This is a genomic window from Pseudomonas sp. ANT_H4, assembly GCF_008369295.1.
In the GTDB taxonomy this organism is placed as follows: Bacteria; Pseudomonadota; Gammaproteobacteria; order Pseudomonadales; family Pseudomonadaceae; genus Aquipseudomonas.
In genome coordinates this window covers 14,596-38,961 of the sequence record NZ_VOBG01000029.1, presented here as the reverse complement: position 1 = coordinate 38,961, position 24,366 = coordinate 14,596, and the positions used below count along the sequence as shown (strand labels likewise).

23 protein-coding genes and 1 pseudogene are annotated in these 24,366 nt (G+C 60.5%); 9 read left to right on the top strand and 15 right to left on the bottom strand.

Annotated features, from left to right (window positions below; translation table 11 throughout):
• Positions 1 to 63: 63 nt before the first annotated feature.
• Positions 64 to 549 carry a DMT family transporter gene (locus FQ182_RS25295; protein WP_149414297.1) on the top strand — a complete coding sequence of 162 codons (486 nt, stop codon included), beginning with the start codon at positions 64 to 66 and terminating at the stop codon, positions 547 to 549.
• Positions 550 to 600: 51 nt separating this feature from the next.
• Here FQ182_RS25295 and FQ182_RS25290 read toward each other — a convergent pair whose 3' ends face one another.
• Entirely contained in the window at positions 601 to 1,275 is a 675-nt protein-coding gene (locus FQ182_RS25290; RefSeq protein ID WP_149414296.1) for an NAD-dependent epimerase/dehydratase family protein, read from the bottom strand.
• A 124-nt stretch (positions 1,276 to 1,399) separates the two neighbouring features.
• Between FQ182_RS25290 and FQ182_RS25285 the strand changes: the two genes are divergently transcribed.
• A complete protein-coding gene (locus FQ182_RS25285) occupies positions 1,400 to 1,648 on the top strand; it encodes a hypothetical protein (RefSeq protein WP_178114526.1) in 249 nt (82 codons plus the stop codon).
• A gap of 31 nt (positions 1,649 to 1,679) precedes the next feature.
• On the opposite strand, the gene yiaY is transcribed toward FQ182_RS25285, so the two are convergent.
• The gene (gene yiaY / locus FQ182_RS25280) at positions 1,680 to 2,828 is read right to left on the bottom strand and encodes an L-threonine dehydrogenase (RefSeq protein ID WP_149414295.1); all 1,149 of its coding nucleotides are present in this window, start codon (positions 2,826 to 2,828) and stop codon (positions 1,680 to 1,682) included.
• A gap of 137 nt (positions 2,829 to 2,965) precedes the next feature.
• Here yiaY and FQ182_RS25275 point away from each other — a divergent pair, with 137 nt between their 5' ends.
• Positions 2,966 to 3,982 (top strand): DUF4917 family protein, encoded by a 1,017-nt coding sequence (locus FQ182_RS25275; RefSeq protein ID WP_149414294.1) that lies wholly within the window; start codon positions 2,966 to 2,968, stop codon positions 3,980 to 3,982.
• A gap of 5 nt (positions 3,983 to 3,987) precedes the next feature.
• Here the strand turns inward: FQ182_RS25275 and FQ182_RS25270 are convergent.
• Positions 3,988 to 4,452 (bottom strand): annotated as a pseudogene (locus FQ182_RS25270) (cupin domain-containing protein); the annotation flags it as partial.
• A gap of 26 nt (positions 4,453 to 4,478) precedes the next feature.
• Between FQ182_RS25270 and FQ182_RS25265 the strand changes: the two are divergent.
• The 5 genes from FQ182_RS25265 (at position 4,479) to FQ182_RS25245 (ending at position 10,444) form a co-directional block, all read left to right on the top strand.
• Positions 4,479 to 5,204 carry an aldolase gene (locus FQ182_RS25265; RefSeq protein WP_218575105.1) on the top strand — a complete coding sequence of 242 codons (726 nt, stop codon included), beginning with the start codon at positions 4,479 to 4,481 and terminating at the stop codon, positions 5,202 to 5,204.
• 25 nt (positions 5,205 to 5,229) lie between these two features.
• Positions 5,230 to 6,117 carry a dihydrodipicolinate synthase family protein gene (locus tag FQ182_RS25260; RefSeq protein WP_149414292.1) on the top strand — a complete coding sequence of 296 codons (888 nt, stop codon included), beginning with the start codon at positions 5,230 to 5,232 and terminating at the stop codon, positions 6,115 to 6,117.
• 136 nt (positions 6,118 to 6,253) lie between these two features.
• Positions 6,254 to 6,793, top strand: coding sequence for an RNA polymerase sigma factor (locus FQ182_RS25255; protein ID WP_149414291.1), 540 nt, complete (start codon positions 6,254 to 6,256; stop codon positions 6,791 to 6,793).
• The gene (locus FQ182_RS25250) at positions 6,790 to 7,758 is read left to right on the top strand and encodes a FecR domain-containing protein (protein WP_149414290.1); all 969 of its coding nucleotides are present in this window, start codon (positions 6,790 to 6,792) and stop codon (positions 7,756 to 7,758) included. Before FQ182_RS25255 ends, FQ182_RS25250 begins: the two co-directional genes overlap by 4 nt.
• A gap of 127 nt (positions 7,759 to 7,885) precedes the next feature.
• Positions 7,886 to 10,444, top strand: coding sequence for a TonB-dependent receptor (locus FQ182_RS25245; protein WP_149414289.1), 2,559 nt, complete (start codon positions 7,886 to 7,888; stop codon positions 10,442 to 10,444).
• 253 nt (positions 10,445 to 10,697) lie between these two features.
• On the opposite strand, the gene FQ182_RS25240 is transcribed toward FQ182_RS25245, so the two are convergent.
• The 6 genes from FQ182_RS25240 to FQ182_RS25215 all read right to left on the bottom strand — a co-directional run bounded on the left by FQ182_RS25240 (position 10,698) and on the right by FQ182_RS25215 (position 15,057).
• Positions 10,698 to 11,015 carry a ribbon-helix-helix domain-containing protein gene (locus tag FQ182_RS25240; RefSeq protein ID WP_149414288.1) on the bottom strand — a complete coding sequence of 106 codons (318 nt, stop codon included), beginning with the start codon at positions 11,013 to 11,015 and terminating at the stop codon, positions 10,698 to 10,700.
• Between the two features lie 16 nt (positions 11,016 to 11,031).
• Positions 11,032 to 11,613, bottom strand: a complete 582-nt coding sequence (locus FQ182_RS25235) for a DJ-1/PfpI family protein (RefSeq protein ID WP_149414287.1) — start codon at positions 11,611 to 11,613, stop codon at positions 11,032 to 11,034.
• 132 nt (positions 11,614 to 11,745) lie between these two features.
• Complete coding sequence (locus FQ182_RS25230; RefSeq protein WP_149414286.1) at positions 11,746 to 12,963, bottom strand: SAM-dependent methyltransferase; 1,218 nt, start codon at positions 12,961 to 12,963, stop codon at positions 11,746 to 11,748.
• A gap of 95 nt (positions 12,964 to 13,058) precedes the next feature.
• Positions 13,059 to 13,676 (bottom strand): TPM domain-containing protein, encoded by a 618-nt coding sequence (locus FQ182_RS25225; RefSeq protein ID WP_149414285.1) that lies wholly within the window; start codon positions 13,674 to 13,676, stop codon positions 13,059 to 13,061.
• Between the two features lie 28 nt (positions 13,677 to 13,704).
• Entirely contained in the window at positions 13,705 to 14,427 is a 723-nt protein-coding gene (locus tag FQ182_RS25220) for a YgcG family protein (protein ID WP_149414284.1), read from the bottom strand.
• A 21-nt stretch (positions 14,428 to 14,448) separates the two neighbouring features.
• Positions 14,449 to 15,057 carry a LemA family protein gene (locus FQ182_RS25215; protein WP_133099310.1) on the bottom strand — a complete coding sequence of 203 codons (609 nt, stop codon included), beginning with the start codon at positions 15,055 to 15,057 and terminating at the stop codon, positions 14,449 to 14,451.
• A gap of 243 nt (positions 15,058 to 15,300) precedes the next feature.
• Between FQ182_RS25215 and bglX the strand changes: the two genes are divergently transcribed.
• Positions 15,301 to 17,592: a beta-glucosidase BglX gene (gene bglX, locus FQ182_RS25210; RefSeq protein WP_149414283.1), complete on the top strand. Its 2,292-nt coding sequence runs from the start codon at positions 15,301 to 15,303 to the stop codon at positions 17,590 to 17,592.
• 80 nt (positions 17,593 to 17,672) lie between these two features.
• On the opposite strand, the gene FQ182_RS25205 is transcribed toward bglX, so the two are convergent.
• The 6 genes from FQ182_RS25205 to FQ182_RS25180 all read right to left on the bottom strand — a co-directional run bounded on the left by FQ182_RS25205 (position 17,673) and on the right by FQ182_RS25180 (position 24,316).
• Positions 17,673 to 18,830, bottom strand: a complete 1,158-nt coding sequence (locus FQ182_RS25205; protein WP_149414282.1) for a phosphatidylserine/phosphatidylglycerophosphate/cardiolipin synthase family protein — start codon at positions 18,828 to 18,830, stop codon at positions 17,673 to 17,675.
• 1 nt (position 18,831) lies between these two features.
• On the bottom strand, positions 18,832 to 19,422 hold the full coding sequence (locus FQ182_RS25200; protein WP_149414281.1) for a YceI family protein: 591 nt from the start codon (positions 19,420 to 19,422) through the stop codon (positions 18,832 to 18,834).
• Positions 19,423 to 19,490: 68 nt separating this feature from the next.
• The gene (locus FQ182_RS25195) at positions 19,491 to 20,264 is read right to left on the bottom strand and encodes an IclR family transcriptional regulator (RefSeq protein ID WP_149414280.1); all 774 of its coding nucleotides are present in this window, start codon (positions 20,262 to 20,264) and stop codon (positions 19,491 to 19,493) included.
• Between the two features lie 63 nt (positions 20,265 to 20,327).
• Entirely contained in the window at positions 20,328 to 21,776 is a 1,449-nt protein-coding gene (locus tag FQ182_RS25190) for an amidase (protein WP_149414279.1), read from the bottom strand.
• Positions 21,773 to 23,083 (bottom strand): citrate-proton symporter, encoded by a 1,311-nt coding sequence (locus FQ182_RS25185; RefSeq protein WP_133099316.1) that lies wholly within the window; start codon positions 23,081 to 23,083, stop codon positions 21,773 to 21,775. The genes FQ182_RS25190 and FQ182_RS25185 overlap by 4 nt, the downstream gene beginning before the upstream one ends.
• Positions 23,084 to 23,140: 57 nt before the next feature.
• Positions 23,141 to 24,316 (bottom strand): M20 aminoacylase family protein, encoded by a 1,176-nt coding sequence (locus FQ182_RS25180; protein WP_149414278.1) that lies wholly within the window; start codon positions 24,314 to 24,316, stop codon positions 23,141 to 23,143.
• Positions 24,317 to 24,366 lie beyond the last annotated feature (50 nt).

Sequence of the window (24,366 nt, the reverse complement as noted above, 5' to 3'; positions counted from 1 at the left end):
CTTGGAATTTAAATTTGCGCGACGAATAGTTTAGAGTCCAGTGAAACCTTTGGGAGAATCTTCATGACGACGTTGCATTGGCTGGGTTTGTTGCTGTTGGCGGTGATTGCCGGGGCGGTGGTGCCGTTTCAAAGCGCGATCAATGCCAACCTGGGACGTGGGCTGGGGCATCCGCTATGGGCGACGCTGGCATCGCTGCTGGTCAGCATCGCCGTACTGCTGCCGGTGATCCTGGCCCTGCGCTTGCCGTTGCCCAGCCTGGGTTTCATCACCAAGGCACCGCTGTGGATGTGGACCGGTGGCGCGTTCGGCGTATGTTTTATTTCCCTGGCGCTGATGCTGTTGCCCAAGCTGGGCGCATCTGGATTTATCGCCCTGGCAATGGCCGGGCAGATCCTCGCCTCGTTGCTGCTGGATCACTTTGGCCTGTTCGGCCTGGTGGAGCGGCAACTGACAGCGCCCCGATTGATCGGAGTGCTGATGTTGCTGGGCGGGGTGGTGTTGATTCAGTTCAGCGCAGTGCCGGTTAAAGCATTGGCAGCCGCTTGATAAGGCATCTGCCAACCCTGGTGCAGCAAGGTTTCACCGGCATCTGCAGCATCAGGCGCGCTCGGCGGCCAGGCGATTGATGTCCTTGGGCTCGATCACTGCTTGCGGCGCTCCATGGCGAACAACCGCCAGCATCGCCCGACCCACGGTCTCGGTGCTCACCATCCAGGCCGGGCGCACGCGGCGAATCAGCGACAGCAATGGGCCGATCACGTTGTAGACCGATTGGTAGAGCGAGGTTTTCGAACGCACGCCATGCAACGGCTGAATGATCCCCGGACGAAACAGATACACCGCCTTGAACGGCAGGCGCAGCAAGGCATTCTCGGTCTTGCCCTTGATCCGCCCCCACATCACCTTGCCTGTCTCGCTGCTATCGGTGCCGGCACCGGACACGTAGATAAAGGTCATGTGTGGATTGAGCCGGGCCAGGGTGCTGGCGGCTACTAGGGTCAGATCATAGGTCTGTCGCGTGTAGGTGGCTTCGTCCATGCCCACGGAAGACACCCCCAGGCAAAACAGGCAAGCATCAAAGCCTTGCAGCAGATGCTCAAGGGGCTGGAAGTCGAACATATCGGCATGCAGCACTTGATGCAGCTTGCCGTGTTCCTGGACCAGCGACGTACGGCCGACCGCCACCACTTCCTGCACGTCGCTGGCCAACAAGCATTCACGCAACACGCCCTGGCCGACCATACCGGTGGCACCGAATAACAGAACTCTCATAAGGGTGGTTCCTTAGCGACAAGCGGTAAGCTTCAAGCTGCAAGTTAGAAGCAGTAAGAGACGAAAAACCGATCAACTTGTAGCGTGCGATTTGAAGCTTACCGCCAAAAGGAACTTTTGCCCCTTGAAAAGCGCCACTACCCTGGCAATCGCTCGCAGCGCGGCCTTCCTGTCTTTATGGTTGGTTCAGCACTTGGGGCGTGTCGGTGATGGCATGGGGGATGGCGTTGGTGATGTGCGGCAGCACGATGATGTTGCTGGGCAGTCTGTTCGCCAGCCTGCTGGCGAGTCAGCAGGCTTGGCCGTTGGCGGTACTTTGCGTAGTGCTGGCCGCAGGCGTAGCGGCAAGCCACACGCGTCAAGCCTCAAGTAAAGCAACCACTTGAAGCTTGCAACTGCCTCTATCAAAACGCGCTACGGAAGATCTCTTCAATCTGGCGCTGATCCGCACGCCGTGGGTTGGTCAGGCCGCAGGCGTCCTTGAGGGCATTGGTGGCCAACAGCGGGATGTCCTGCAACTTGGCCCCTAGCTCGCGCAGGCCGGCGGGAATATCCACGTCACGGGACAAGCTGCGAATGGCGGCGATAGCAGCCTGGGCGCCCTCTTCCGGGGTGGAGCCCTTGAGGTTGACACCGAGGGCGCGGCCGACGTCACTCAGGCGCTGGGCACTGACGCTGGCGTTGAAGATTTGCACATGGGGCAGCAGCACCGCATTGCACACCCCGTGAGGCAAGTCGTACAGGCCGCCCAACTGGTGGGCCATGGCATGAACGAAGCCAAGGGATGCGTTGTTGAAGGCCATGCCCGCGAGGAACTGCGCATAGGCCATGTTTTCCCGCGCGGCCATGTCGCTGCCGTCGCGCACGGCCAGGCGCAGGTTGGCGCTGATCAGTTCGATGGCCTTGATCGCGCAGGCGTCGGTGATCGGCGTTGCGGCAGTGGAGACGTAGGCTTCGATGGCGTGGGTCAGCGCGTCCATGCCGGTGGCGGCAGTCAGGTTCTTGGGCATGGCGACCATCAGCGCCGGGTCGTTGACCGACAGCAGCGGTGTGACGTTGCGGTCAACGATGGCCATTTTTATGTGGCGGGTTTCGTCGGTGATGATGCAAAAACGGGTCATTTCGCTGGCGGTGCCGGCGGTGGTGTTGATGGCTACCAGCGGCAGTTGCGGCTTGCTCGACTGATCGACGCCTTCATAATCGCCGATGTGCCCGCCATTGGTGGCGCACAGGGCAATGCCCTTGGCGCAGTCATGGGGCGAGCCGCCGCCCAGCGAAACCACAAAATCACACTCGCTCAGTTGCAGCAGTGCCAGGCCTTTTTCGACATTGTCGACATTGGGGTTGGGCTTGGCGCCGTCGTAGATCACCGAATCGATGTCCTGCATCGCCAGCTTCTCGGCGATCATGCTGGCCACGCCCGCCTTGGCAAGGCCGGCGTCGGTGACGATCAGCGCTTTGCGAAAACCGTAGTTACGGATGGCGGCCATGGCTTCGTCGAGACAGTCGATGCCAATGATGTTGACGGCAGGGATGAAGAAAGTACTGCTCATGGCGAATCCTCTTGAGACGGTGACGAGGGTGTCAATACCTACAGCATCAACCGCGCCCACCTGCGACATCTTGACCGGGATCAACACCAGCCCGTGATAAAGTCGCCGTCCAGCCGTTTTTGAGTAGACCCGCCGCAATGAAGGATTCCCAGGATTTTGACGTCCAGCTTGAAGACTGGAGCGCCCTGCGCAGCACCACCGCCTTCACCGGGATTCTGATCGGCAACGGCGCCAGTCGCGCGGTGTGGGAAGATTTCGCCTACGACTCGCTGTTCGAAAACGCCCGCACAGTGGAAGAAAAACCCCTGAGCCAGTCCGAACTGAGCGTGTTCGACGCAATGCAGACCCGTAGTTTCGAGCAGGTGCTGGGCGCGCTGAAAACCACCAGCCGGGTCAACAAGGCCCTGGCGGTCAGCTCGGCCGCGCCGCGTAATCGCTACTATGCAATCAAGGAAGCGCTGATCAACACCATCCATGGCGTACACATTCCATGGCGCCTGGTGCAGCCGTCGACGCTGGCGAAAATCAACCAGGAACTGGCCAGTTATCAAACGGTGTTTGCCAGCAACTACGATTTGCTCAACTACTGGGCAATCCTGCAAACCCCTGGCATCGACGACCTGTTTCGCAGCGCCGATGCCAGCTTCGACCTGCGCAATACCACCACCGACGCTACACGCATTCTGTACCTGCACGGCGGCCTGCATCTGGTGCGCAACCTCGATGGCACCGCACGCAAATTGCCGTCCACCGACAGCACCTTGCTCAGCAGTTTTGCTATCAACAATACGATCAAGACCCTGGACGATGTGCCGCTGTTTGTCAGCGAGGGCAAGGTTGAGGACAAGCTCAAGACCATCCGCAGTTCGGATTACCTGTCGTTTTGCTACGAGCAGTTGTTGAGCCATACCGGCGCGCTGTGCATCTTCGGTCATCACCTGGACGCGCAGGATTTACATCTGGTGCAGGCGATCCGACAGTCGAAGGTCAAAACCCTGGCAATTTCGGTGTTTGGCCGCAGCGCAGGGTTTATCCAGCAGCAGAAGCGGCGTTATGCAGAGCTGTTTGAGGGGATGGCGGTGGAACTGCGGTTTTTTGATGCGCGCACGCATGCGCTCGGCGATCCGGCGCTGTCGGTGCCGGTCGAGCGCTGATCGGATCACTCTTCGATACTGTGAACCACCACCAACAACTGCGCCTGAACTTCCCCCACCGACCTGATTCGGTGGGGCTTTTGCGCATTGAAATGCAGCGCATCGCCCCGCTCCAAAATCACTCTCTCATTCATGAAATCCACTTCAACCTGGCCTTCATGAACAAACAGAAACTCCTCCCCCAGATGCTCCTTGAAGGTCTTGTCGGAAAACTCCGCCGGCGGATAAATGATGAGCGGCAACAGGCTACGCTCGCTGACCTGATGGGCCAGCACCGCGTAACCGGGTGACGCCTCGGTGCCGGACAGCGGCTGACGTTCGTGGCTGCGCACCAGGCTGTAGCTGTCGAGGCTGACGTTGTCTTCGCTGAACAGCTCCTCGACCTTCACGTTCAAGGCCTTGGCCAGTTTCAGGGCAGCCGCAATCGACGGGGTGTTGAGGCCGCGTTCGACTTTGGACAGGTAACTTTCAACTGGTCAAGCAAGCACTGAGCCAGATGCAAAACACCCTAGCGGATAATACGTGGACCGACCGGCAAAAGCTGGCCCTGACCTGCCGTATTCTCTTCGAAAACGGCCACGATTCGGGACTGGCCGGGCAGATTACTGCCCGTGGTCCGCAACCCGGCACCTACTACACCCAGCAACTGGGCTTGGGCTTTGATGAAATCACCGCCAGCAACCTACTGCTGGTCAACGAAGACCTTGAAGTCCTCGAAGGCCACGGTATGCCCAACCCGGCCAACCGCTTTCACAGTTGGGTTTACCGTGGCCGGCCGGATGTGAACTGCATCATCCACACCCACCCGACCCACATCGCCGCGCTATCGATGCTGGAAGTGCCGCTGCAGGTTTCCCACATGGACCTCTGCCCGCTGTACGAAGATTGCGCGTTTCTTGAAGCCTGGCCCGGCGTGCCGGTGGGCAACGAAGAAGGCGAAATCATCACTACGGCGCTGGGGGACAAGCGCGCCATCCTGCTGTCCCATCACGGCCAATTGTCCACCGGTACAACCATCGAAGAGGCCTGCGTCATTGCGCAGTTGATCGAACCGGCGGCCAAGTTGCAGTTGTTGGCCATGGCCGCCGGCATCGTCAAGCCGATCCTGCCGGAACTGGGACGCGAAGCCCATGACTGGATCTCCAAGCCAAAGCGCCACGGTGCTGCGTTCAACTACTACGCTCGACAGAATCTGCGTCAACACGCCGACTGCCTGAACTGAAGCCCTTTTCGACCGGAAATTCTCCATGTCCAGCCCAACTATTCACGGCATCATCGGCTACACCATCACCCCGTTCAGCGCAGGCGGCGAGCGCATTGACCTCGACGCCCTGGGCCGCTCCATCGACCACTTAATTGACAGCGGCGTGCATGCCATCGCGCCGTTGGGCAGCACTGGCGAAGGCGCCTACTTGAGCGATGCAGAGTGGGATGAAGTCAGCGCCTACAGCATTCAAAAAGTCGCCAAACGGGTACCGACCATCGTCAGCGTCTCCGACCTGACCACCGCCAAGGCTGTGCGTCGTGCGCGCTTTGCCGAAAGTCATGGCGCCGATGTGGTGATGGTATTACCCGCCTCTTACTGGAAGCTCAGCGAAGCGGAAATCCTCGCCCACTACCAAGCCATCGGCGACAGCATCGGCGTGCCGATCATGCTCTACAACAACCCGGCCACCAGCGGCACCGATATGTCGGTGGAGTTGATCCTGCGCATCGTCAAGGCTGTCGACAATGTGACCATGGTCAAGGAAAGCACCGGTGATATTCAGCGCATGCACCAGTTGCAACGCCTCGGCAACGGCCAGGTGCCGTTCTACAACGGCTGCAATCCGCTGGCCCTGGAAGCCTTTGCGGCGGGTGCCAAAGGTTGGTGCACCGCCGCACCGAACCTGATCCCACAACTCAATCTCGATTTGTACCAAGCGGTACTGGCCAATGACCTGAGCAAGGCGCGGGAGCTGTTTTATCGGCAGTTGCCATTGCTGGACTTCATCCTCAAAGGTGGATTGCCGGCAACGATCAAGGCCGGGCTGCGGCTGACCGGGTTAGAAGCGGGTGACCCAAGGTTACCGGTATTTGCGTTGGGTGAAGCAGGTGTCGATCAGTTGCAGGGGTTGTTGGCAACGCTCAAGTAAACGAACGATCGTTCCTACGCTCTGCATGGGAGCGATCTTCTCAGGTGAGGCTATGTATTTTCCTGGAGACAAATAACAATAATTCTCGATATCATTCGCGACCTTGCTGCACTGCGCTTCGTCAAGAAGGATATCCATGCCTCGTCTCAAGCCCGACCCGTTGTCGGCCGATGCCTTTCGCGGGTTCTATGCAGACATCCTGCATTACCTGCGCAAACGCACGGACAACGCCAGCGACGCGGCAGACATGACCCAGGATGTCTTTACCCAATGGCTGGATTACCGCGACCGGGCCAAGGTCGAGCAGCCACGGGCATTTCTGTTTCAGATGGCACGCAATCTGCTGCGTGATCATTGGCGTAAACAGAAGGTGCGGCACATCGTTCACAACGAACAGGCCGAACGGGACGCCGAGCCGGTCACTGACGAGCAAAACGACCCCATGGCCGCCGCCCAACGCACCCAACGCCTGGAACAGTTGAAAGAAGTCCTCGCCGAACTCTCGCCCCGCAGGCGAGAAGCCCTTATGCTGCACCGCTTCGAAGGCTTGAGCCAGGCGCAGATCGCCGAGCGCATGGGCGTTTCCATCAGCATGGTGGAAAAACACATCGCCTTTGCCCTGCTGCACTGCAAGCAGCGACTTCAACGAGAACACGGCAAGGAGCAGCCAGAATGACCCGCTTGAGCGACATCGATAGCCGTGAAATTGACGAGCACGACTCCATCGATGCCCAGGCCGCCGGCTGGTTTGCGCGCAACCGCAACGGCGGCAGCCACGCCGATCGCAAGGCATTTTCCAGTTGGCAGGCGGTACCAGCCCATGCCCGTGCCTACACCGAGTTCGAACAGTTGTGGGCCGACCTTGCAGAGTTGCAACAGCTGAATAAACCCGTTGCCCTGCCCACCCCTAAACTCGCACCCTGGCGCCCGGCACTGGCCGTGGCGGCCGCGTTGGTCTGTGCCCTGCTGGCGAGCAATATCGGTGCACCGCGCGGGGTCTATCAGACAGCGGTCGCCGCCCAGGACAAAGGCATGCGTACGCTGAACTTGCCAGATGGCAGCACCTTGTACGTCAACGCCAGCACCCGGTTGCGGGTTGATTTCAACGCGCACCAGCGCATCGTCTACCTCGACCAGGGCCAGTTGTACCTGGAGGTAGCCGCCGATAAAGAGCGACCACTGTTCGTGCGCGCCGGTGATGCCAATGTACGGGTGGTGGGCACCGGGTTCGATGTACGGCGCAGTCAGCAACAATTGGTGGTCAGCGTCGCCCACGGTCAAGTCGCCTTTGAACCTGACAGCAAGGCGACCGCCACGTTGCTGGGTGCACAGCAGCGCGCCATCTACAGCTATGCCAAGGGCACCCTGCAACAACAAATCCTGGCCGCCGGTGAGGTTGCTGACTGGCGCAGCGGGCATTTGTCCTTTCGCAACCGCGAACTGGCCAGCCTGATTGACGAGTTGGGGCTCTATCGACCAAAAGCCGTGTTGCTGGCCGATGGCGCGGTGGCGCAGTTGAAAGTCTCGGGCAATCTCGATGTGAATGACCCAGACGCACTGATCAACGCGCTACCGGCGCTGTTGCCAGTAAAAACCGTGGCCCTGACCGACGGAAAAATCAGGATCGAAGCGCGCAAGTAAGACAGCCCGCCACCATTTGAGAATATTTTGCATTCGCATGTGTGGATTTTTTTTCCTGCCGCGTCTTCCTCCGGTCTGCGTTTGATACGCATGCCTTTTTGGCTACTTAGCCGCTCTGGGGGATTTCATGTTTCGCGCGCCTTGCCATGCTCAACACCTGTTTCTTCGACCGACACTGATCGCCACCTGCCTGGCCTTCAGCCTCACGGCCCAGGCCGAGTCGTTCAAACTGCAATTGCCGGCCCAATCCCTGGCCACGTCCCTGAGCCAAGTGGCGCAACAGGCGAAAATCCAGCTGCTGTTTGATGAAGACCGGTTGAAAAACATCCAGGCGCCAGCCATCAACGGCGATTTCACCCCGGAAGTGGCGATCCGCACCCTGCTGAAAAATGGCGAATTTACCCTGATCAAAGTGGGCAGCACCTATGTCGTGCGCCCCGAAGAAAGTAAGACCTCCAGCAGCATCGTGCAACTGGACGCCTTGAGCGTGATCGGCACCGGCAATCAAGTCGACTCCAGCACAGTAGGCCGTTCCACCCTGACCCAGGCCGATATCGACCGTTACCAGCCCAACAACATTCCCAGCCTGTTGCAGACGCTGCCGGGTGTAAGCATGGGCGGCTCGATGAAGCCGGGCGGCCAGACCATCAATATTCGTGGCATGGGCGAAGCCGAAGACGTACCGATGACCGTCGATGGCGCGACCAAAAGTGGTTTCGAGCGCTATCAACAGGGCACGGTATTTATCGAGCCTGAGCTGATCAAAAACATCGAGGTGGAAAAAGGCCCGCACTCGGCCTTCACCGGTAACGGCGGGTTTGGCGGTACAGTCAACATGATCACCAAGGATGCCCCCGACCTGCTCAAGGACGGTCGCAACAGCGGCGCCATGCTCAAGTACGGTTACTCCAGCAACGACCACGAACAGGTCTACAGCGGCGCCGTTTATGGCCGCACCGACGACGGCCGCTTCGATGCCCTGGCCTACCTGACCAAGCGCGACGGCGACGATATGAAGCTGGCAGATAGCCGTCCCGATCCCAGCAATCGGTTTCCGATCAACCCCAAGCGCCTGCCGAACAGCGCCCAGGATGTCGACGGCAAACTGTTCAAGCTGAACATGCACCTCACTGACGAGCACAGCGTCGGCATGTCCTATTCCCGTGCCAACAGTCAGCGCTGGACGCCGTTCTCAGCCAAGAGTTACCCGGACCCGCCGAGCCAGGCCAACATCGACCGCTATGGCTACAAGGGCGCGCTGAAACGCTTTTTGGCCAGCCGCGATACCGTCGACACCACGTGGTCCGGCAAGTACGAATACCAGCCCCTGGACAACCCGCTGGTGGACATGAAGCTCAGCTACTCGGAGTCCAATACCGACCAGACCGACGAACGCGACGCCACGGCCTTCTTCGGCCTCTCCACCGGTGGGCGCAAGATGGATACCTCCTACAAGGACAAGATCCTCGAACTGCGCAACATCAGCCTGTTTGCCACCGGACCGCTGGAGCATGCGCTGACCACCGGCGTACAGATCCGCAAGCACATCCGCCAAACCGAAAGCTGGATGCCAGGCGCAACCTACGACACCCCCAAATACAACTACGGGCATTTCCAGCCGGCCTTCATGCCCCACGGCAAGGTCGACACCAATGCGTTCTACATCCAGGACGCGGTAACTCTGGGCGACGTGACCATCACCCCGTCGCTGCGCTATGACCATGTGCGCAACCGCGGCGAAGAAAACGATGCGCCGTATTACAGCAACACCGATCCGTCCTTCGGCCACGACTACAGCGACCGCACCTACACCGGCTGGTCGCCGCGCCTGGCGGCGTTCTGGAAAGTCACGCCGGACGTGGCGATGTTTGCCAACTGGAGCCGCACCTGGCGCGCGCCAGTGATCGACGAACAGTACGAAGTTCAGGGCCTGGGCAACCGCACCGCCACCAGCGTCGACCTCGACCCGGAACGCATTACTGCCATCACCGTGGGCAACATCACCGACTTCGCCAACGTCATCGCCAAAGGCGACAACCTGCAACTGCGCACCACGCTGTTCCATAACAAGATCGAAGACGAGATTTTCAAGGCCACCGGCGTGGGCTGTGAGAATCAGACAATTGTCGGTGGGACGATTTCCGAGTCGTGCAAGGGCATGCCGGCCATGTCCAACTACCGCAACGTCGGCAGCATGACCATCAAGGGCTTCGAGGTCGAAAGCTACTACGACTCAACCTACCTGTTCGGCTCTCTGACCTACTCGTGGACCACCGGCAAACGGGAAAACCCTTACACCAACCCATGGGGCACCCACGTCTGGGCCCGTGATATTCCACCGGCCAAATGGGTCGCTGTGGTGGGCACCAAAATCCCGAGTTGGGACGCGAAAGTGGGCTGGCAAGGGCAGTTCGTGCGCAAGACCGACCGCCTGCCGAGTGACAAATACTCAGAAGGTATCGGTAGCTCCCTCGGTGACAGGTTCTATGACCAATACGCCAACGACAGCTACGATACCCAGGGCCTGTTCGCCAACTGGAAACCGCAACAGGCGTATCTCAAAGGCACCGAGGTCAACTTCACCGTCGACAACCTGTTCAATCGCAGCTACCTGCCGGCGTTGAGCGGTGACAGTGCCTACAGCGTAGGACGCAATGCCAAGATCAGCGTGACGCGGTTTTTCTGAAATACAGGACCGCGTCAACAGCCGTATCAGTTGACGAGTGGAACGAGGCTACGTAGCTGGATTTTACGAGGACTGCGTCCTCGAACGCGGCCTCGTTTCACTCGACCGCTGCTACGAGGGAATATCTGCACAAAAATCGCAGTTGTCGAGCCCCAGCGAGGCTACGTCGACCACACCACCGCCATCAGATCAGCCCCCAGCACCGAGGAACAGAGTATCTACGGGCCAGTGTGAAGACCGGCCCGTTGCCCAACTAAATCTTCAGTGCTTCGGATTTGGTGCTCACCAGGCTCAATCCCGGTATCTGGGCGCGCTGCTTGCTCAAATAGCGGGTACAACTCACCCGCAAAAACGAAGCAAAATTCACCACCTCCCCCCGGTAATCCATCACTTCTTCATACAGCTTGGTAATCAACTGATTGGTGGTCATGCCATCCACCGCGGCGATTTCGCCGAGGATGTCCCAGAACTGGTTTTCCAGGCGCAGGGTGGTCACTACCCCGCAGATGCGCAGGGAGCGCGAGCGGGATTCGTAGAGAATCGGGTCGGCCTTGACGTACAGCTCGCACATGGCGATGACCTCCGGTTTACAAGGTAATTTTCGTGCCCAGCAGGCCGAGGAAACCCGCCAGCCAGCTCGGATGCGCTGGCCAGGCCGGGGCCGTAACCAGATTGCCCTGGACATGACTGTCGGTCACCGGGATATCGATGAACGTAGCGCCCGCCAGTCGCACTTCCGGCGCGCACGCCGGGTAGGCGCTGCATTCGCGGCCTTCAAGAATACCCGCCGCCGCCAGCAACTGCGCACCGTGGCACACGGCCGCAATGGGCTTGCCAGCCTGGTCGAAAGCCTTCACCAGTTGCAGGACTTTTTCATTCAGGCGCAGGTATTCAGGAGCGCGACCGCCGGGCACCAGCAGCGCGTCGTAGTCGGCGGCGTCAACGTTGGCAAAGTCGGCATTCAAGGCAAACAGGTGGCCGGGTTTTTCGCTGTAGGTCTGGTCGCCTTCAAAATCATGGATCGCCGTGCGCACCGTCTGGCCGGCGCGCTTGTCCGGGCAGACGGCGTGGACGGTGTGACCGACCATCAGCAGCGCCTGGAACGGCACCATCACTTCATAGTCTTCGACGTAATCGCCGACCAGCATCAGGATTTTTTTCGCGGCCATGGGGGCATTCCTCCGGTTGAACGGTTGGGCAGACAGAAGTAGCCAAGATAGACCCCGGCGTTTGAGCCAGGTAATGACCCGCTACTACATCGCCCTTTGCATGAGCCAGCCCGCGCCTACAAAGGGGCGTGTTCAGTTCAAGTAACCATCCGCCCGCAGCAGGGTTTCCAGGCAGTGCTCAGTGATGTGGTAGAACGCCTTCAGCTCCTGGATTTTCACCAGCAACTGGGCATTGTCCACCGGCTCCGAGCGTTTGACGGCAAGGATCATCTTGTTCTTGTTGGTGTGTTCCAGGGAGATAAACTCGAAGACCTTGGTCTCGTAGCCGCAGGCTTCCAGGAACAGCGCCCGCAGGCTGTCGGTGACCATTTCCGCCTGCTGGCCCAGGTGCAGGCCGTATTGCAGCATCGGCTTGAGCAACACCGGGCTCTGGATTTGCAAGCGGATCTGTTTATGGCAGCACGGCGAGCACATGATGATCGACGCGCCGGAACGGATGCCGGTATGGATCGCGTAGTCGGTGGCGATGTCGCAGGCATGCAGGGCGATCATCACATCCAATTCGCTGGGCGCCACAGTGCGTACGTCACCGCACTTGAACACCAGCCCCGTGTGTTCCAGACGGGCAGCGGCGTTATTGCACAGCGTCACCATGTCTTCGCGCAACTCGACGCCGGTCACCTGGCCGTCGGCCTTGAGGGTGTTACGCAGATAGTCGTGAATGGCGAAGGTCAGGTAGCCCTTGCCCGAACCGAAATCTGCGACCCGCACTGGCTGATCCAGCTGCAACGGTGAGGTGGTCAGCGCATGGCTGAACACCTCGATGAACTTGTTGATCTGCTTCCACTTGCGCGACATCGCCGGGATCAGCTCGTGCTTGGCGTTGGTCACGCCCAGGTCGGCGAGGAACGGCCGGTTCAGGTCGAGGAAGCGGTTTTTCTCGCGGTTGTGCTCGGCAGACGGTGCTTCGCGCAGCTGTTGCGGTTTACTTTTGAACAGCGAGCTTTTGTTCTTCTTGCTGTATTCCAACTGGGCTTCGTCGGTGACCGACAGCAGGTGCGCGTTCTTGAACAAAGCCGGCAACAGCTCGGCAATCGTCGCTACGCCCTCTTCAAGGGAGAAGTTCTTGGTGATGTCGCGGGTCTTGTAGCGGTAGACGAAGGACAGGCAAGGCTGATCCTTGACCGTCAGTTGCTTGATGATCAGCCGTTGCAGCTCGGCTTCTTCACCAACGTACTTGGCCAGCACCAGCTTGATAAAGGCGTTTTGCTCAAGGCTCTCGGTCAGCAGTTCCAGGAACTGCGCATGATGATCCGGCGCGGGGCTGGCAGGTTTAGCGGTGACAGACATGAACAAAAACGCCTCGGGCTGGGAATACCGGGCATTTTAGGGGGGATAGCCCGCCAGGGCACGGAGTTATTTCCCCAACGGTAGGAGGCTGATCGCTATTCGAGCACCACCAACCGATTGGGCAACTCATTACGCGCCTGCGTCACTGGCACATGCACCTTGAGCAATTCCCCGCAGGCTTCAATACAGGCGATAAACCCGGCCAAGGTCTGGCCTTGTTTCACCTGTTGGGTAAAAGCGCTGACGATGGCGTCCCAACTGCTGTTATCCAGGCGTTTGGAAATGCCGTCATCCACCAGAATCTCTACATAACGCTCGGCCTCGCTGACAAAGATCAGCACGCCAGTGCGGCCCAGGGTGTGGTGCAGGTTCTGCTCCAGGAACTGCCGTCGCGCCAGGTTCGACGCTCGCCAATGACGCACCGAGCGTGGGATCAGCCGGGTGGTGATCTTCGGCAAGCGGAAGATCAGGCACAGCACGATGAACGTCGCCCATTGCGCCAGCAGCAAGGTGTGCATGGTCAGCCAGCCGGACAGGTAATGCACGATACCCGGCACCACCAACGCCACCAGGCTGGCCCACAACAGCGGGATATAGGCATAGTCGTCGGCGCGGGCCGCCAGTACGGTCACCAGCTCCGCGTCGGTCTGTTGCTCGACCTTGGCAATCGCTTCGGCGACCTGGCGTTGCTCATGTTCACTCAGTAATGCCATGGTTGTAGATGCTCTTTAGTTATTGTCATTACCAGCCGCCCGAGGCCCCGCCACCGCCGAAACCACCACCGCCGCCTCGGAACCCGCCGCCTCCGCCACCGCCGCCACGTCCACTGCTGCTGAGGATCGCCAGCAGGATCGCGCCTACCGGCAGCCCCATGCGATTGCACAGCCACAACACCACCAGCAGCATAATGAACAAGCCGATGGAGAACACCGGATTGTCCTTGGCAAAGTTGGCGTCCGCCACATGGGCCGGCACAGCCAGCGGGTCGCCGCCCACCACCTGCAGCATTGCCGCGACACCGTCACTGATGCCCTTGCTGAAGTTGCCGGTCTTGAACGCCGGAGCAATCACCTGATTAATGATTACCCAGGACTGCGCATCGGTGAGCACGCCTTCCAGGCCGTAGCCGACTTCAATGCGCAACTGGCGCTCATCCCGGGCAACGATCAACAGCGCGCCGTTGTCCTTGCCCTTCTGGCCGATACCCCAGTGGCGGCCCAATTGATAACCGTAGTCTTCAATAGGCACACCTTGCAGGTCGGGCACCGTGACGACCACGATCTGGTCGCCGCTGGTTTGCTCCAGCGCCTGCAATTGCTGGGTCAGTTGCTCGCGCACCGCCAGGTCGATCATCTGGGCGCTGTCCACCACCCGCCCGGTCAGCGCCGGAAACGTCAGCGCCGCCTGGGCGGTGGTCACACATGCCAGGAGCCACAGCGCCAGGCCTATCCTTAGTACACGCATCTACACCTCATTGAAGCCTGATCAGAACTTCACTTGCGGCGCTTTATCGGCATCGGCACTGGTAGCTTCGAAGTTCGCGCGAATCGGCAAGTCGCTGTACATCACGCTGTGCCACAGGCGACCGGGGAAGGTACGGATCTCGGTGTTGTAGGCCTGCACAGCAGCAATAAAGTCGCGACGGGCCACGCTGATGCGGTTTTCCGTGCCTTCAAGCTGCGATTGCAGGGCCAGGAAGTTCTGGTTGGCCTTCAGGTCCGGATAACGCTCGGACACCACCATCAAACGGCTGAGGGCGCCGCTCAAACCATCCTGGGCTTGCTGGAACTGCTTGAGTTTTTCCGGGTTGTCGAGGGTGCTGGCATCGACCTGGATCGAGGTGGCCTTGGCCCGCGCTTCAATCACGGCGGTGAGGGTGTCCTGCTCATGGGCGGCGTAGCCCTTGACCACTGCCACCAGGTTGGGGATCAGGTCAGCACGCCGTTGATACTGGTTCTGCACCTGGGCCCAGGCAGCCTTGGCCTGTTCGTCCAGAGTGGGAATCTTGTTGATGCCGCAACCGCTCAGCACCGTGCTGATCAGTAGCAATGCCGCGGCTTTCCAGCCCCATCGAAAACCTTGTGCTGCTTGCATGGTGTTTCTCCTGCCGACCCTATGGAATTTGACGACTAACCCTTTCATCACGCGCTTGGGGCATAATCTGCCACCACTGGATTGCATCGAGGCAATCAGCTAAAAGATGCCCAGCGCGAATAAGAGTTCAGAAGTGTGCTGCATTTATCTGAACAACACCCGAACAACAATAGACGCTCCCCACATTTTGGCCGAGCAGCGCTCCCAGTCAGCTCTGCACAGTGAGTCAAAAAAAGGATATCCATGAAGAAGCTGTGTTTGCTCGGCCTTGTTGCCACTCTAGCCAGTCACCCCGTATTTGCCGAGACAAAGCCTGCTGCGCTCAAGGACAAGGACGCCTTCGTCAGCGACCTGATGAAACAGATGACCCTCGATGAAAAGATCGGCCAGTTGCGCCTGATCAGCATCGGCCCGGAAATGCCTCGGGAAATGATTCGCAAGGAAATCGCCGCGGGTAACATCGGTGGCACTTTCAATTCGATCACCCGTCCGGAAAACCGTCCGATGCAGGACGCGGCCATGCGCAGCCGCTTGAAGATCCCGATGTTCTTCGCCTATGACGTGATCCACGGCCACCGGACCATTTTCCCCATCAGCCTGGCCCTCGCTTCCAGCTGGGACATGGACGCTATTGGCCGCTCCGGGCGCGTTGCTGCCCAGGAAGCCGCTGCCGACAGTCTCGACATCACCTTCGCGCCGATGGTCGATATTTCCCGCGACCCGCGCTGGGGCCGAACTTCCGAAGGTTTTGGCGAAGACACCTACCTGGTGTCGCGCATTGCCGAGGTGATGGTCAAGGCCTTCCAGGGCACCAGCGCCGCCAAGGCCGACAGCATCATGGCCAGCGTCAAGCACTTCGCCCTGTACGGCGCGGTGGAAGGCGGTCGCGACTACAACGTGGTCGACATGAGCCCGGTGAAGATGTACCAGGATTACCTGCCGCCCTACCACGCAGCGATCAAGGCCGGTGCCGGCAGCGTGATGGTGGCCCTGAACTCCATCAACGGCGTGCCCGCCACCGCCAACACCTGGTTGATGAACGACCTGCTGCGCAAAGAGTGGGGCTTCAAGGGCCTGGCCGTGAGCGATCACGGCGCCATCTTCGAACTGATCAAGCACGGCGTGGCGAAAGACGGTCGCGAAGCGGCCAAACTGGCGATCAAGGCTGGTATCCACATGAGCATGAACGACCAGCTCTACGGCAAGGAATTGCCCGTTTTGCTGAAGTCCGGCGAGATCGAACAAAGCGACATCGACAACGCTGTGCGCGAAGTGCTCGGCGCCAAGTACGACATGGGCCTGTTCGCCGACCCGTACCTGCGTATCGGCAAGGCCGAGGATGACCCGGTCGACACCTACGCCGAAAGCCGCCTGCACCGCGCCGAAGCCCGTGACGTAGCGCGCCGCAGCCTGGTGTTGCTGAAAAATCAGAACGACACCCTGCCGTTGAAAAAATCCGCCACCATCGCCCTGGTGGGCCCGCTGGCCAAGGCGCCGATCGACATGATGGGCAGTTGGGCCGCCGCCGGCAAACCCGCGCAATCGGTGACCCTGCTGGACGGCATGAACGCCGTCATCGGCGAAAAAGGCAAGGTGATCTACGCCCGAGGCGCCAACATCACTGCTGACAAAGCGGTGGTCGACTACCTGAACTTCCTCAACTTCGACGCCCCGGAAGTAGTAGACGACCCGCGTTCGGCGCAGGTGATGATCGACGAAGCGGTCAAGGCCGCCAAGCAGGCTGACGTTGTCGTTGCGGCCGTGGGCGAGTCCCGTGGCATGTCCCACGAATCGTCCAGCCGCACCGACCTGAACATCCCGCAAAGCCAGCGGGACCTGATCAAGGCCTTGAAAGCCACCGGCAAACCGCTGGTATTGGTGCTGATGAATGGCCGTCCTCTGTCGATTCTCGAAGAGAACCAACAGGCTGACGCGATCCTGGAAACCTGGTTCGCCGGTACCGAAGGCGGTAACGCCATTGCCGACGTGCTGTTCGGCGACTACAACCCGTCGGGCAAGCTGCCAATCACCTTCCCACGCTCGGTAGGGCAGATCCCTACCTACTACAACCACCTGAGCATTGGCCGGCCGTTTACGCCGGGCAAACCGGGCAACTACACCTCGCAGTACTTCGATGACACCACCGGGCCGCTGTTCCCGTTCGGTTATGGCCTGAGCTACACCAGCTTCAGCCTGTCGGACATGGCGCTGTCGTCCACCACCCTGAACAAGACCGGCAAGCTCGACGCCAGCGTGACGGTGCAAAACACCGGCAAGGTGGATGGCGAAACCGTGGTGCAGTTGTATATCCGGGACGTGGCCGGTTCGATGATTCGCCCGATCAAGGAGCTGAAAAGCTTCCAGAAGATCATGCTCAAGGCTGGGGAAGAGCGCGTTGTGCACTTCACCATCACCGAGGAAGACTTGAAGTTCTACAACACCCAGCTGAAATTCGCCGCAGAACCGGGCGAGTTCAATGTACAGATCGGGCTGGACTCCCTGGATGTGAAGCAGCAGAGCTTTGAATTGCTCTAACAGAGAAGAAGTGATGTGTTCCCTTATGGCGAGCGGGCTTGCCCGCTCGCCACAATAAGCCTTCTCGCTACAACAGCTTCTTAGCCTCTTCGGTCCAGCAAATTGACCACCAACCGGTCAATCCAACCCCACACCCGCTGTTTGACCCGTCGCCATAACGGCCGCGCCTTCCATACCTCCAGGCTCACCGCCTGGCTCTGGGCAAAGTCGCGCTCGAAACTGCCCGCCACCGCCAGCGTCAACGCAGGGTCCAGCGCTTCCAGGTTGGCTTCCAGGTTGAAGCGCAGGTTCCAGTGATCAAAGTTACACGAGCCGATACTCACCCAGTCATCCACCAGCACCATCTTCAGGTGCAGGAAGCACGGCTGGTATTCGAAGATCTTCACCCCAGACCTGAGCAGACGCGGGTAGTAACGGTGCCCGGCGTAGCGCACCGACGGGTGATCGGTACGCGGCCCGGTGAGCAGCAAACGCACATCGACACCACGCCCCGCCGCCCGGCGCAGGGAACGACGCACGCTCCAGGTGGGCAGGAAGTACGGCGTGGCCAGCCAGATACGCTGCTGGCCGCTGTTCAGCGCGCGGATTAACGATTGCAGGATATCGCGATGTTGACGGGCGTCAGCGTAAGCCACCCGGCCCAGACCATCCCCGGTGGCCGGCACCTTGGGCAAACGCGGCAGGCCAAAGTTGGTCGCAGGCTTCCAGGCGGTGCGGTCATCGTTGGCCAGCCATTGCCGGTCGAACAACGCCTGCCAGTCCAGCACCAGGGGGCCGGTGATTTTCACCATCACCTCGTGCCAGTCACAGGTATCTTGCCCCGGCGTCCAAAATTCGTCGGTCACACCCGTACCGCCAACGACGGCGACGGTCTGGTCGATCAACAGCAGTTTGCGGTGATCGCGGTAGAAGTTGCGCACCCAACGGCGCCAGCTCAGGCGATTGTAGAAACGCAGCTCTACACCGGCATCGATCAAGCGCCGACGCAGGCTAAGGGTAAACGCCAGGCTGCCGTAATCATCGAACAGGCAACGCACTCGTACGCCGCGTTCTGCTGCCTGAACCAGTGCCTGGACCATGGCCTCGGCACAAGCGCCCGCCTCCACCAGGTACAGCTCCAGCTCCACCTGTTGTTCGGCGCGGGCAATACCCACCAGCATCTGCGGGAAAAAATTGGGGCCGTCGATCAACAACTCGAAACGGTTGGCGCTGCGCCACGGGAACACCGCGCCGCTCATGTCAGCGCGCCGTGAAAATCAGCACCGCACCCACCGGCACCGATAGGCTGATCGCTTCCAGGCCCGCCGCTTTACGCAAGGCGGCCACCCCTGGCAGCAGGTCGAAATCTTCGGCGTGGAGCACCAGCGGTTCCAGGGTCACCACCTGGAAACGCCGGTCATCGAGGCGGGTCGCCAGCAGTTCGCTGTCGTAGGTCTGGGTCTTGCCGTGCAACGTCACCGACAGTGGCAGGCGCAGCTCCAGTTGCGCGCCAGCGGCCAGGTCGTTGATCGGTTGCAGATTGATCTGGGCGCTGACCAACGCGTCGGGAAAGGTCTTGATCTCGAACAGCTCATTGCGCATGCGCTCGTCACGCAGGGGAATGCCGCTGTTAACCGACTCCAACTCAACCTCAAGCTGCGCCGCGCCTTTGCTGTCGACCTTGCCGTGCAACACCAGAAAGCGGTGGACTTCAGCGATGTTGGTGTTCTTGGTGGTGACAAACGACAGGCGTGAGGATTCGTTGTCCAGATACCAGTCAGCGTGGGCAGGCACGACGGCACCGGCCAGCAGCAAGAAAGCGAAGGGTTTGAACAGGACCGTGTTGAACATAAGGACTCATGGGGCGAAAAACCTGAGCGAACAGTAGCAAAGACCCCGTGTAGGCGCGAGGGGGACGCCTACAGGCAGAGCGCCTGCTGCACATCCCGAACCGTCGATGCCAGGCTGGCCAGGTGCAAACTCAACACCCGCTCCACCGGCGCCTGGTGCATCGGCCAGTGCAGCGCCATGCTGCCCACCAGCCGGCCATTGGCGCGCACCGGCAAGGCCACGGCGCGAATCAGGAACGGCAGGCGCACCGGGTATTCCCAATGACCTTCGGTGCGCTGGCCAAAGCCCTGATGCTGGGATTGCTCGCAAGCGCGGTACTGCTCATCCGCCGCCACCTGATCACGGCCAGCCAGGCGCTGCACTTCATCGTGTGACAGTTGCGCCAGGCACGCCTTGCCCATCGCCGAGTGAAACAGGCTGGCATGCTGGCCGACGATCTGGCAGTTGTTCGGATAGAGCTTGCGCAACACCGTGGGGATCGCGCTTTCCATCACCTCCAGGCGCTCGCCGTCAAAGCTAGACAAGTCCACCACCAGCCCGGTGCGCTCGCTGAGATCCAGCAGCCAGGGCGCCGCGCTTTCCACCAGGTGGCGCTTGAAGCGTTGCTGGGTATCACCAAATAGTCGCTGGGCGCTCAAGCGATAACGCCGGTCGCTCAAGCCACGGAAAATCCAGCCCTGTTCCTGCAAGGTCAGCAACATCCGCGACACCGTGGCCTTGGGTAAGTGAGTCAGGTAATGCAACTCTTCCAGCCCCAGCGCCTGATGCTCGCCGAGCAACTCGATGATTGCCAGCGCCCGCTCCACTGAACGCACGGTGCCCGTGTCGGCGTTGCTGCCCATAGGTCGATCTCCTTTAGCCTGCGGATGATCTTTTTTCACAGCAAGATACAGGCCCACTACGACTCAGCCGGTCGAGACCAGGCACGCTGGAGGACGCCGTTGCACCCAATGCGTCAGCTGTTCATGGGCATAAGCCAGCTGCAATACCGCCCGATCCGCCTGGGCGGGGCCGATGATTTGCAGGCCCATGGGCAGGCCCTGAGGGTTGAAGCCCACCGGGATGCTCATGCTCGGCAGACCGGCCAGGGTCGGGCCGATCACCACCTCCATCCAGCGGTGATAGGTATCCATTTCACGCCCGCCAACGATGCGCGGCCAAGGTTGTTGTGCATCGAAAGGGAACACTTGGGCGGTGGGCAACAGCAGGAAATCGTAACGTTCGAACAATTTGCCGAGGGCGCGGTACCAGTCGCTGCGATTGACCGACGCCTGGTACACCTGCGCCGCACTCAGGAGCAAGCCGCCCTCCACTTCCCATTGCGCTTCGGGCTTGAGTAAACGACGCTTTTGTGGATCAGCATAAGCGGCGCCCAGGCTGCCCTGCACCAGCCAGTGGCGATGCACCAGCCAGGTCTGCCACAGCCGTTGCATGGCAAAATCCGGCTGGCAGTTTTCGACAGCACAACCAAGCGCAGTGAAATCGCCAAGGGCCGACTCGCACAAATCCAGCACGCCATCTTCCATCGGCAAATAGCCGTTGTAGTCCCCCAGCCAGCCCAGGCGCGCGCCCTTGAAGTCGCGCTGCAAGGGTTGACCAAATATTGCCGGAGCATCCTTGAGGGACAGCGGCACCCGAGGGTCGTAGCCCGCCTGGGTGCTCAACAGCTGCGCCACGTCCGCCACGCTGCGGCCCATCGGGCCTTCAGTGGCCAGTTGTTGGACAAACAACTCTGGCGCCGGCCCATGGGGTACGCGGCCCTGGGATGGGCGCAAACCAAACACGTTATTGAACGCCGCTGGGTTGCGCAGCGATCCCATCATGTCGCTGCCATCGGCCACCGGTAGCATGCGCAGCGCCAGGGCGACTGCTGCCCCACCGCTGCTGCCACCCGCCACAAGCGTCGGGTCGTAGGCGTTGCCGGTGGTGCCGAACAGCGTGTTGTAGGTCTGCGAACCCAGGCCGAACTCCGGGACATTGGTCTTGCCGATAATGATCGCGCCGCTGGCCCGCACCCGCGCCACGCTGATCGCATCTTCAGAGGGTACTTGGTCGGCAAACAGCGGCGAACCAAGGGTGGTGCGCAAGCCCTTGGTGGCCGCCAGGTCCTTGATCGCCTGGGGCATACCGTGCATCCAGCCACGGGATTGGCCCTTGTCCAGCTCCCGGTCGCAGGCCTGCGCCTCGGCCAGCACATCCTCGTGGGAACGCAATGAAACCAGCGCATTGACCGCCGGATTGAAGCGCTCGATCTGCGCCAGGTACGCTTGCATCACTTCATGGCAGGACACTTGCCGGGCATGGATCGCCCGTGACAGTTGCACGGCATCCAGTTCAACAATCTCAGGACTCAAGGTTTGACCTCACTGGATAATGGCACCGGTCTCGAAGCCCGTGGCGCCTCATGCATGCAGTAAGTACCCAGCAGTGTCAGGACGCAAGCGAACAGCACATAAAACGCCGGTGCCACCGGAGTGCCCAGGACCTTGCTTAGCCAAGTCACGATCAGCGGCGCAAAGCCACCAAACACCATCACGGCCACGTTGTAGGCCACCGACACGCCGGTGGAGCGCACTTCAATGGGAAACTGCTCGGCCAGGGCCGTCGGCGCCGGGCCGAAAAAGCCGCCAATGGCCGTGCACAGCATCACCTGCATCACCAGCAACCGTTCGATGGACGGCGCCGCCGCGACCCAGACATACAGCGGATAGACCATCACAAAAAACGCCAGGGTGAAGGCCATCAATACCGGTCGACGTCCGAGCCGATCCGAGAGCAGGCCGGACAACGGAATGACCACGGTCATCAGCGCCACCGCGAACATCTGCACCATCAGCACCTGATCCAGCGGCAGGCCAAGGTTCTTGTGGGCAAACGTCGGCATGTTCACCAGCACCACGTAGAACGACACCGTCGCCCCGCACGCCAGGCCCATGGACACCAGGATGCTGCGCCGGTGATCACGGATGACTTGCATCAGCGTCGGCGCCGGGCCTCGGGCCTGTTTGCGCGCCTCGATAAATTCTTCGGGGTCTTCCATGTGCCGGCGAATCCACAAGCCCACCGGGCCAATCAGCAGACCAAAGATAAATGGCAGGCGCCAGCCCCACAGGTCGAGGGCTTCGGGAGAAAAGAAGTGGGTGACCAGCGCCACCATCGCCGCGCCGCCAAACACCGCCATGCACTGCCCCACCAACTGCCAGGAGCCATACAACCCCTTGCGATGGGCCGGTGCGCTTTCCACCAGGAACGCCGTGGCACTGGCGTATTCGCCGCCCGTGGCAAAACCCTGGAGCATGCGCGCCACGACGATCAGCAGCGGCGCCCCCATGCCGATAGCGGCGTAGTTGGGCGCAAAGGCAATCAACGCGATGGACACCGTCATCAGGCGGATGATCAGTTGCATCGCCGCCTTGCGACCTTTGCGGTCCGAATACATGCCCAGCAGAACCCCACCCACCGGGCGCATGAAGAAGCCGACGCCGAAGGTCGCCAGGGCCATCAATAACGACGCGTATTCATCGTCAGAGGGGAAAAACTGCCGAGCGATGATGCTGGCCAGAAAGCCGTAGACGATGAAGTCGTACCATTCCAGAGCGTTGCCGATCACCGCCGCGACCACTTGCCGGGTACGGGACACACTTTTTATTGAAGTCTGCATGAAAACACTCCATTCAACCTGTTGGGGAAAGGTCCAGCGGCAGAAAAAAATGTTTCGTCAGGCAGGCTTAAGCCAGCTCTCGGCCAGCGCGCCCCAGTAGGCGGCGCCGGTCAGCAGGATGTCGTCGTTGAAGTCATAGGCTGGGTTGTGAACCATCGGCCGCGACACGCCGTTGCCGATAAACAGGTAACTGCCGGGGCAGCGTTGCAGCATCCAGGCAAAGTCTTCGCTGCCCATCAGTTTGGGGGTGTTGGCGTCGACGGCGGCTTCGCCGAGCAAGGCGACGCCGACCTGGCGGGCGAATTCAGTTTCCTCGGGGTGGTTGACCAGCACCGGGTAGGCCGGGCGGTGTTCGATCTGTGCAGTACAGCCAAAACTGGCGGCCTGGGTCAGGATGATCGCCTTGACCCGTTCCAGCATCTGCTCGCGCACCGGCGCGTTAAGGGCCCGCAAGCTCAGGCGCAGCACCGCTTGCTGGGGAATCACGTTGGCTGCCTGGCCCGCTTGTAAGGCGCCAACCGTTACCACTGCAGCTTCCTGGGCATTGATATTGCGCGACACCACCGTCTGCAGGGCCATGACCATACTGGCCGCCGCCACCAGCGGGTCCACCGTCAGATGCGGCATGGAGCCATGGCCGCCGACGCCTTCGAGGGTCACGGTCAGCAGGTCCTGGGACGCCATCATCGGCCCGGCCCGCAGGCCCAGGTGGCCGGCGGGCAGGCCCGGCATGTTGTGCATGCCGAACAGCGCATCGCAGGGAAAACGCTCCAGCAAACCGTCGGCGAGCATCGCTTCGGCGCCGCCTTGGCCTTCTTCGGCGGGCTGGAAAATCAGGTTCAGGGTGCCGTCGAACTGACGGGTCGCGGCCAGGTAACGAGCGGCGCCCAGCAGCATGGTGGTGTGGCCGTCGTGACCGCAGGCGTGCATGCAACCGCTGTGTTGGCTGCTGTAGGCGACGCCGGTGTTTTCGATGATCGGCAGCGCATCCATGTCGGCGCGAATCCCCAGTTTTCGCGAGCTGCTACCGTTGCGCAGCACACCGACCACGCCGGTCTGGCCGATACCGGTGTGGACATCAAAGCCCCAGTCTCTAAGGGATTGCGCTACGAGGGCCGAGGTGCGGTTTTCTTCAAAGCCCAATTCGGGGTGCGCGTGGATGTCCTGGCGCACGGCGTGCAGGTCGCTGGCGACATCGCTCAGCCAATCCAGAATGTGCTGGTGTGGGCTCATGGTGATTCTCCTCGCAGGCGGGTGTTCCCGTTCTTTTTCGCGGCGCGCAG

Coding starts and splice junctions, on each gene's coding strand:
- FQ182_RS25195 (WP_149414280.1), bottom strand. CDS start 20,264: ATGGGCAGCAACGCCGACACGGGCACCGTGCGTTCAGTGGAGCGGGCG.
- FQ182_RS25260 (WP_149414292.1), top strand. CDS start 5,230: ATGTCCAGCCCAACTATTCACGGCATCATCGGCTACACCATCACCCCG.
- FQ182_RS25230 (WP_149414286.1), bottom strand. CDS start 12,963: ATGTCTGTCACCGCTAAACCTGCCAGCCCCGCGCCGGATCATCATGCG.
- FQ182_RS25265 (WP_218575105.1), top strand. CDS start 4,479: ATGCAAAACACCCTAGCGGATAATACGTGGACCGACCGGCAAAAGCTG.
- FQ182_RS25250 (WP_149414290.1), top strand. CDS start 6,790: ATGACCCGCTTGAGCGACATCGATAGCCGTGAAATTGACGAGCACGAC.
- FQ182_RS25245 (WP_149414289.1), top strand. CDS start 7,886: ATGTTTCGCGCGCCTTGCCATGCTCAACACCTGTTTCTTCGACCGACA.
- bglX (WP_149414283.1), top strand. CDS start 15,301: ATGAAGAAGCTGTGTTTGCTCGGCCTTGTTGCCACTCTAGCCAGTCAC.
- FQ182_RS25275 (WP_149414294.1), top strand. CDS start 2,966: ATGAAGGATTCCCAGGATTTTGACGTCCAGCTTGAAGACTGGAGCGCC.
- FQ182_RS25225 (WP_149414285.1), bottom strand. CDS start 13,676: ATGGCATTACTGAGTGAACATGAGCAACGCCAGGTCGCCGAAGCGATT.
- FQ182_RS25205 (WP_149414282.1), bottom strand. CDS start 18,830: ATGAGCGGCGCGGTGTTCCCGTGGCGCAGCGCCAACCGTTTCGAGTTG.
- FQ182_RS25200 (WP_149414281.1), bottom strand. CDS start 19,422: ATGTTCAACACGGTCCTGTTCAAACCCTTCGCTTTCTTGCTGCTGGCC.
- FQ182_RS25215 (WP_133099310.1), bottom strand. CDS start 15,057: ATGCAAGCAGCACAAGGTTTTCGATGGGGCTGGAAAGCCGCGGCATTG.
- FQ182_RS25235 (WP_149414287.1), bottom strand. CDS start 11,613: ATGGCCGCGAAAAAAATCCTGATGCTGGTCGGCGATTACGTCGAAGAC.
- FQ182_RS25185 (WP_133099316.1), bottom strand. CDS start 23,083: ATGCAGACTTCAATAAAAAGTGTGTCCCGTACCCGGCAAGTGGTCGCG.
- FQ182_RS25255 (WP_149414291.1), top strand. CDS start 6,254: ATGCCTCGTCTCAAGCCCGACCCGTTGTCGGCCGATGCCTTTCGCGGG.
- yiaY (WP_149414295.1), bottom strand. CDS start 2,828: ATGAGCAGTACTTTCTTCATCCCTGCCGTCAACATCATTGGCATCGAC.
- FQ182_RS25295 (WP_149414297.1), top strand. CDS start 64: ATGACGACGTTGCATTGGCTGGGTTTGTTGCTGTTGGCGGTGATTGCC.
- FQ182_RS25240 (WP_149414288.1), bottom strand. CDS start 11,015: ATGTGCGAGCTGTACGTCAAGGCCGACCCGATTCTCTACGAATCCCGC.
- FQ182_RS25180 (WP_149414278.1), bottom strand. CDS start 24,316: ATGAGCCCACACCAGCACATTCTGGATTGGCTGAGCGATGTCGCCAGC.
- FQ182_RS25290 (WP_149414296.1), bottom strand. CDS start 1,275: ATGAGAGTTCTGTTATTCGGTGCCACCGGTATGGTCGGCCAGGGCGTG.
- FQ182_RS25220 (WP_149414284.1), bottom strand. CDS start 14,427: ATGCGTGTACTAAGGATAGGCCTGGCGCTGTGGCTCCTGGCATGTGTG.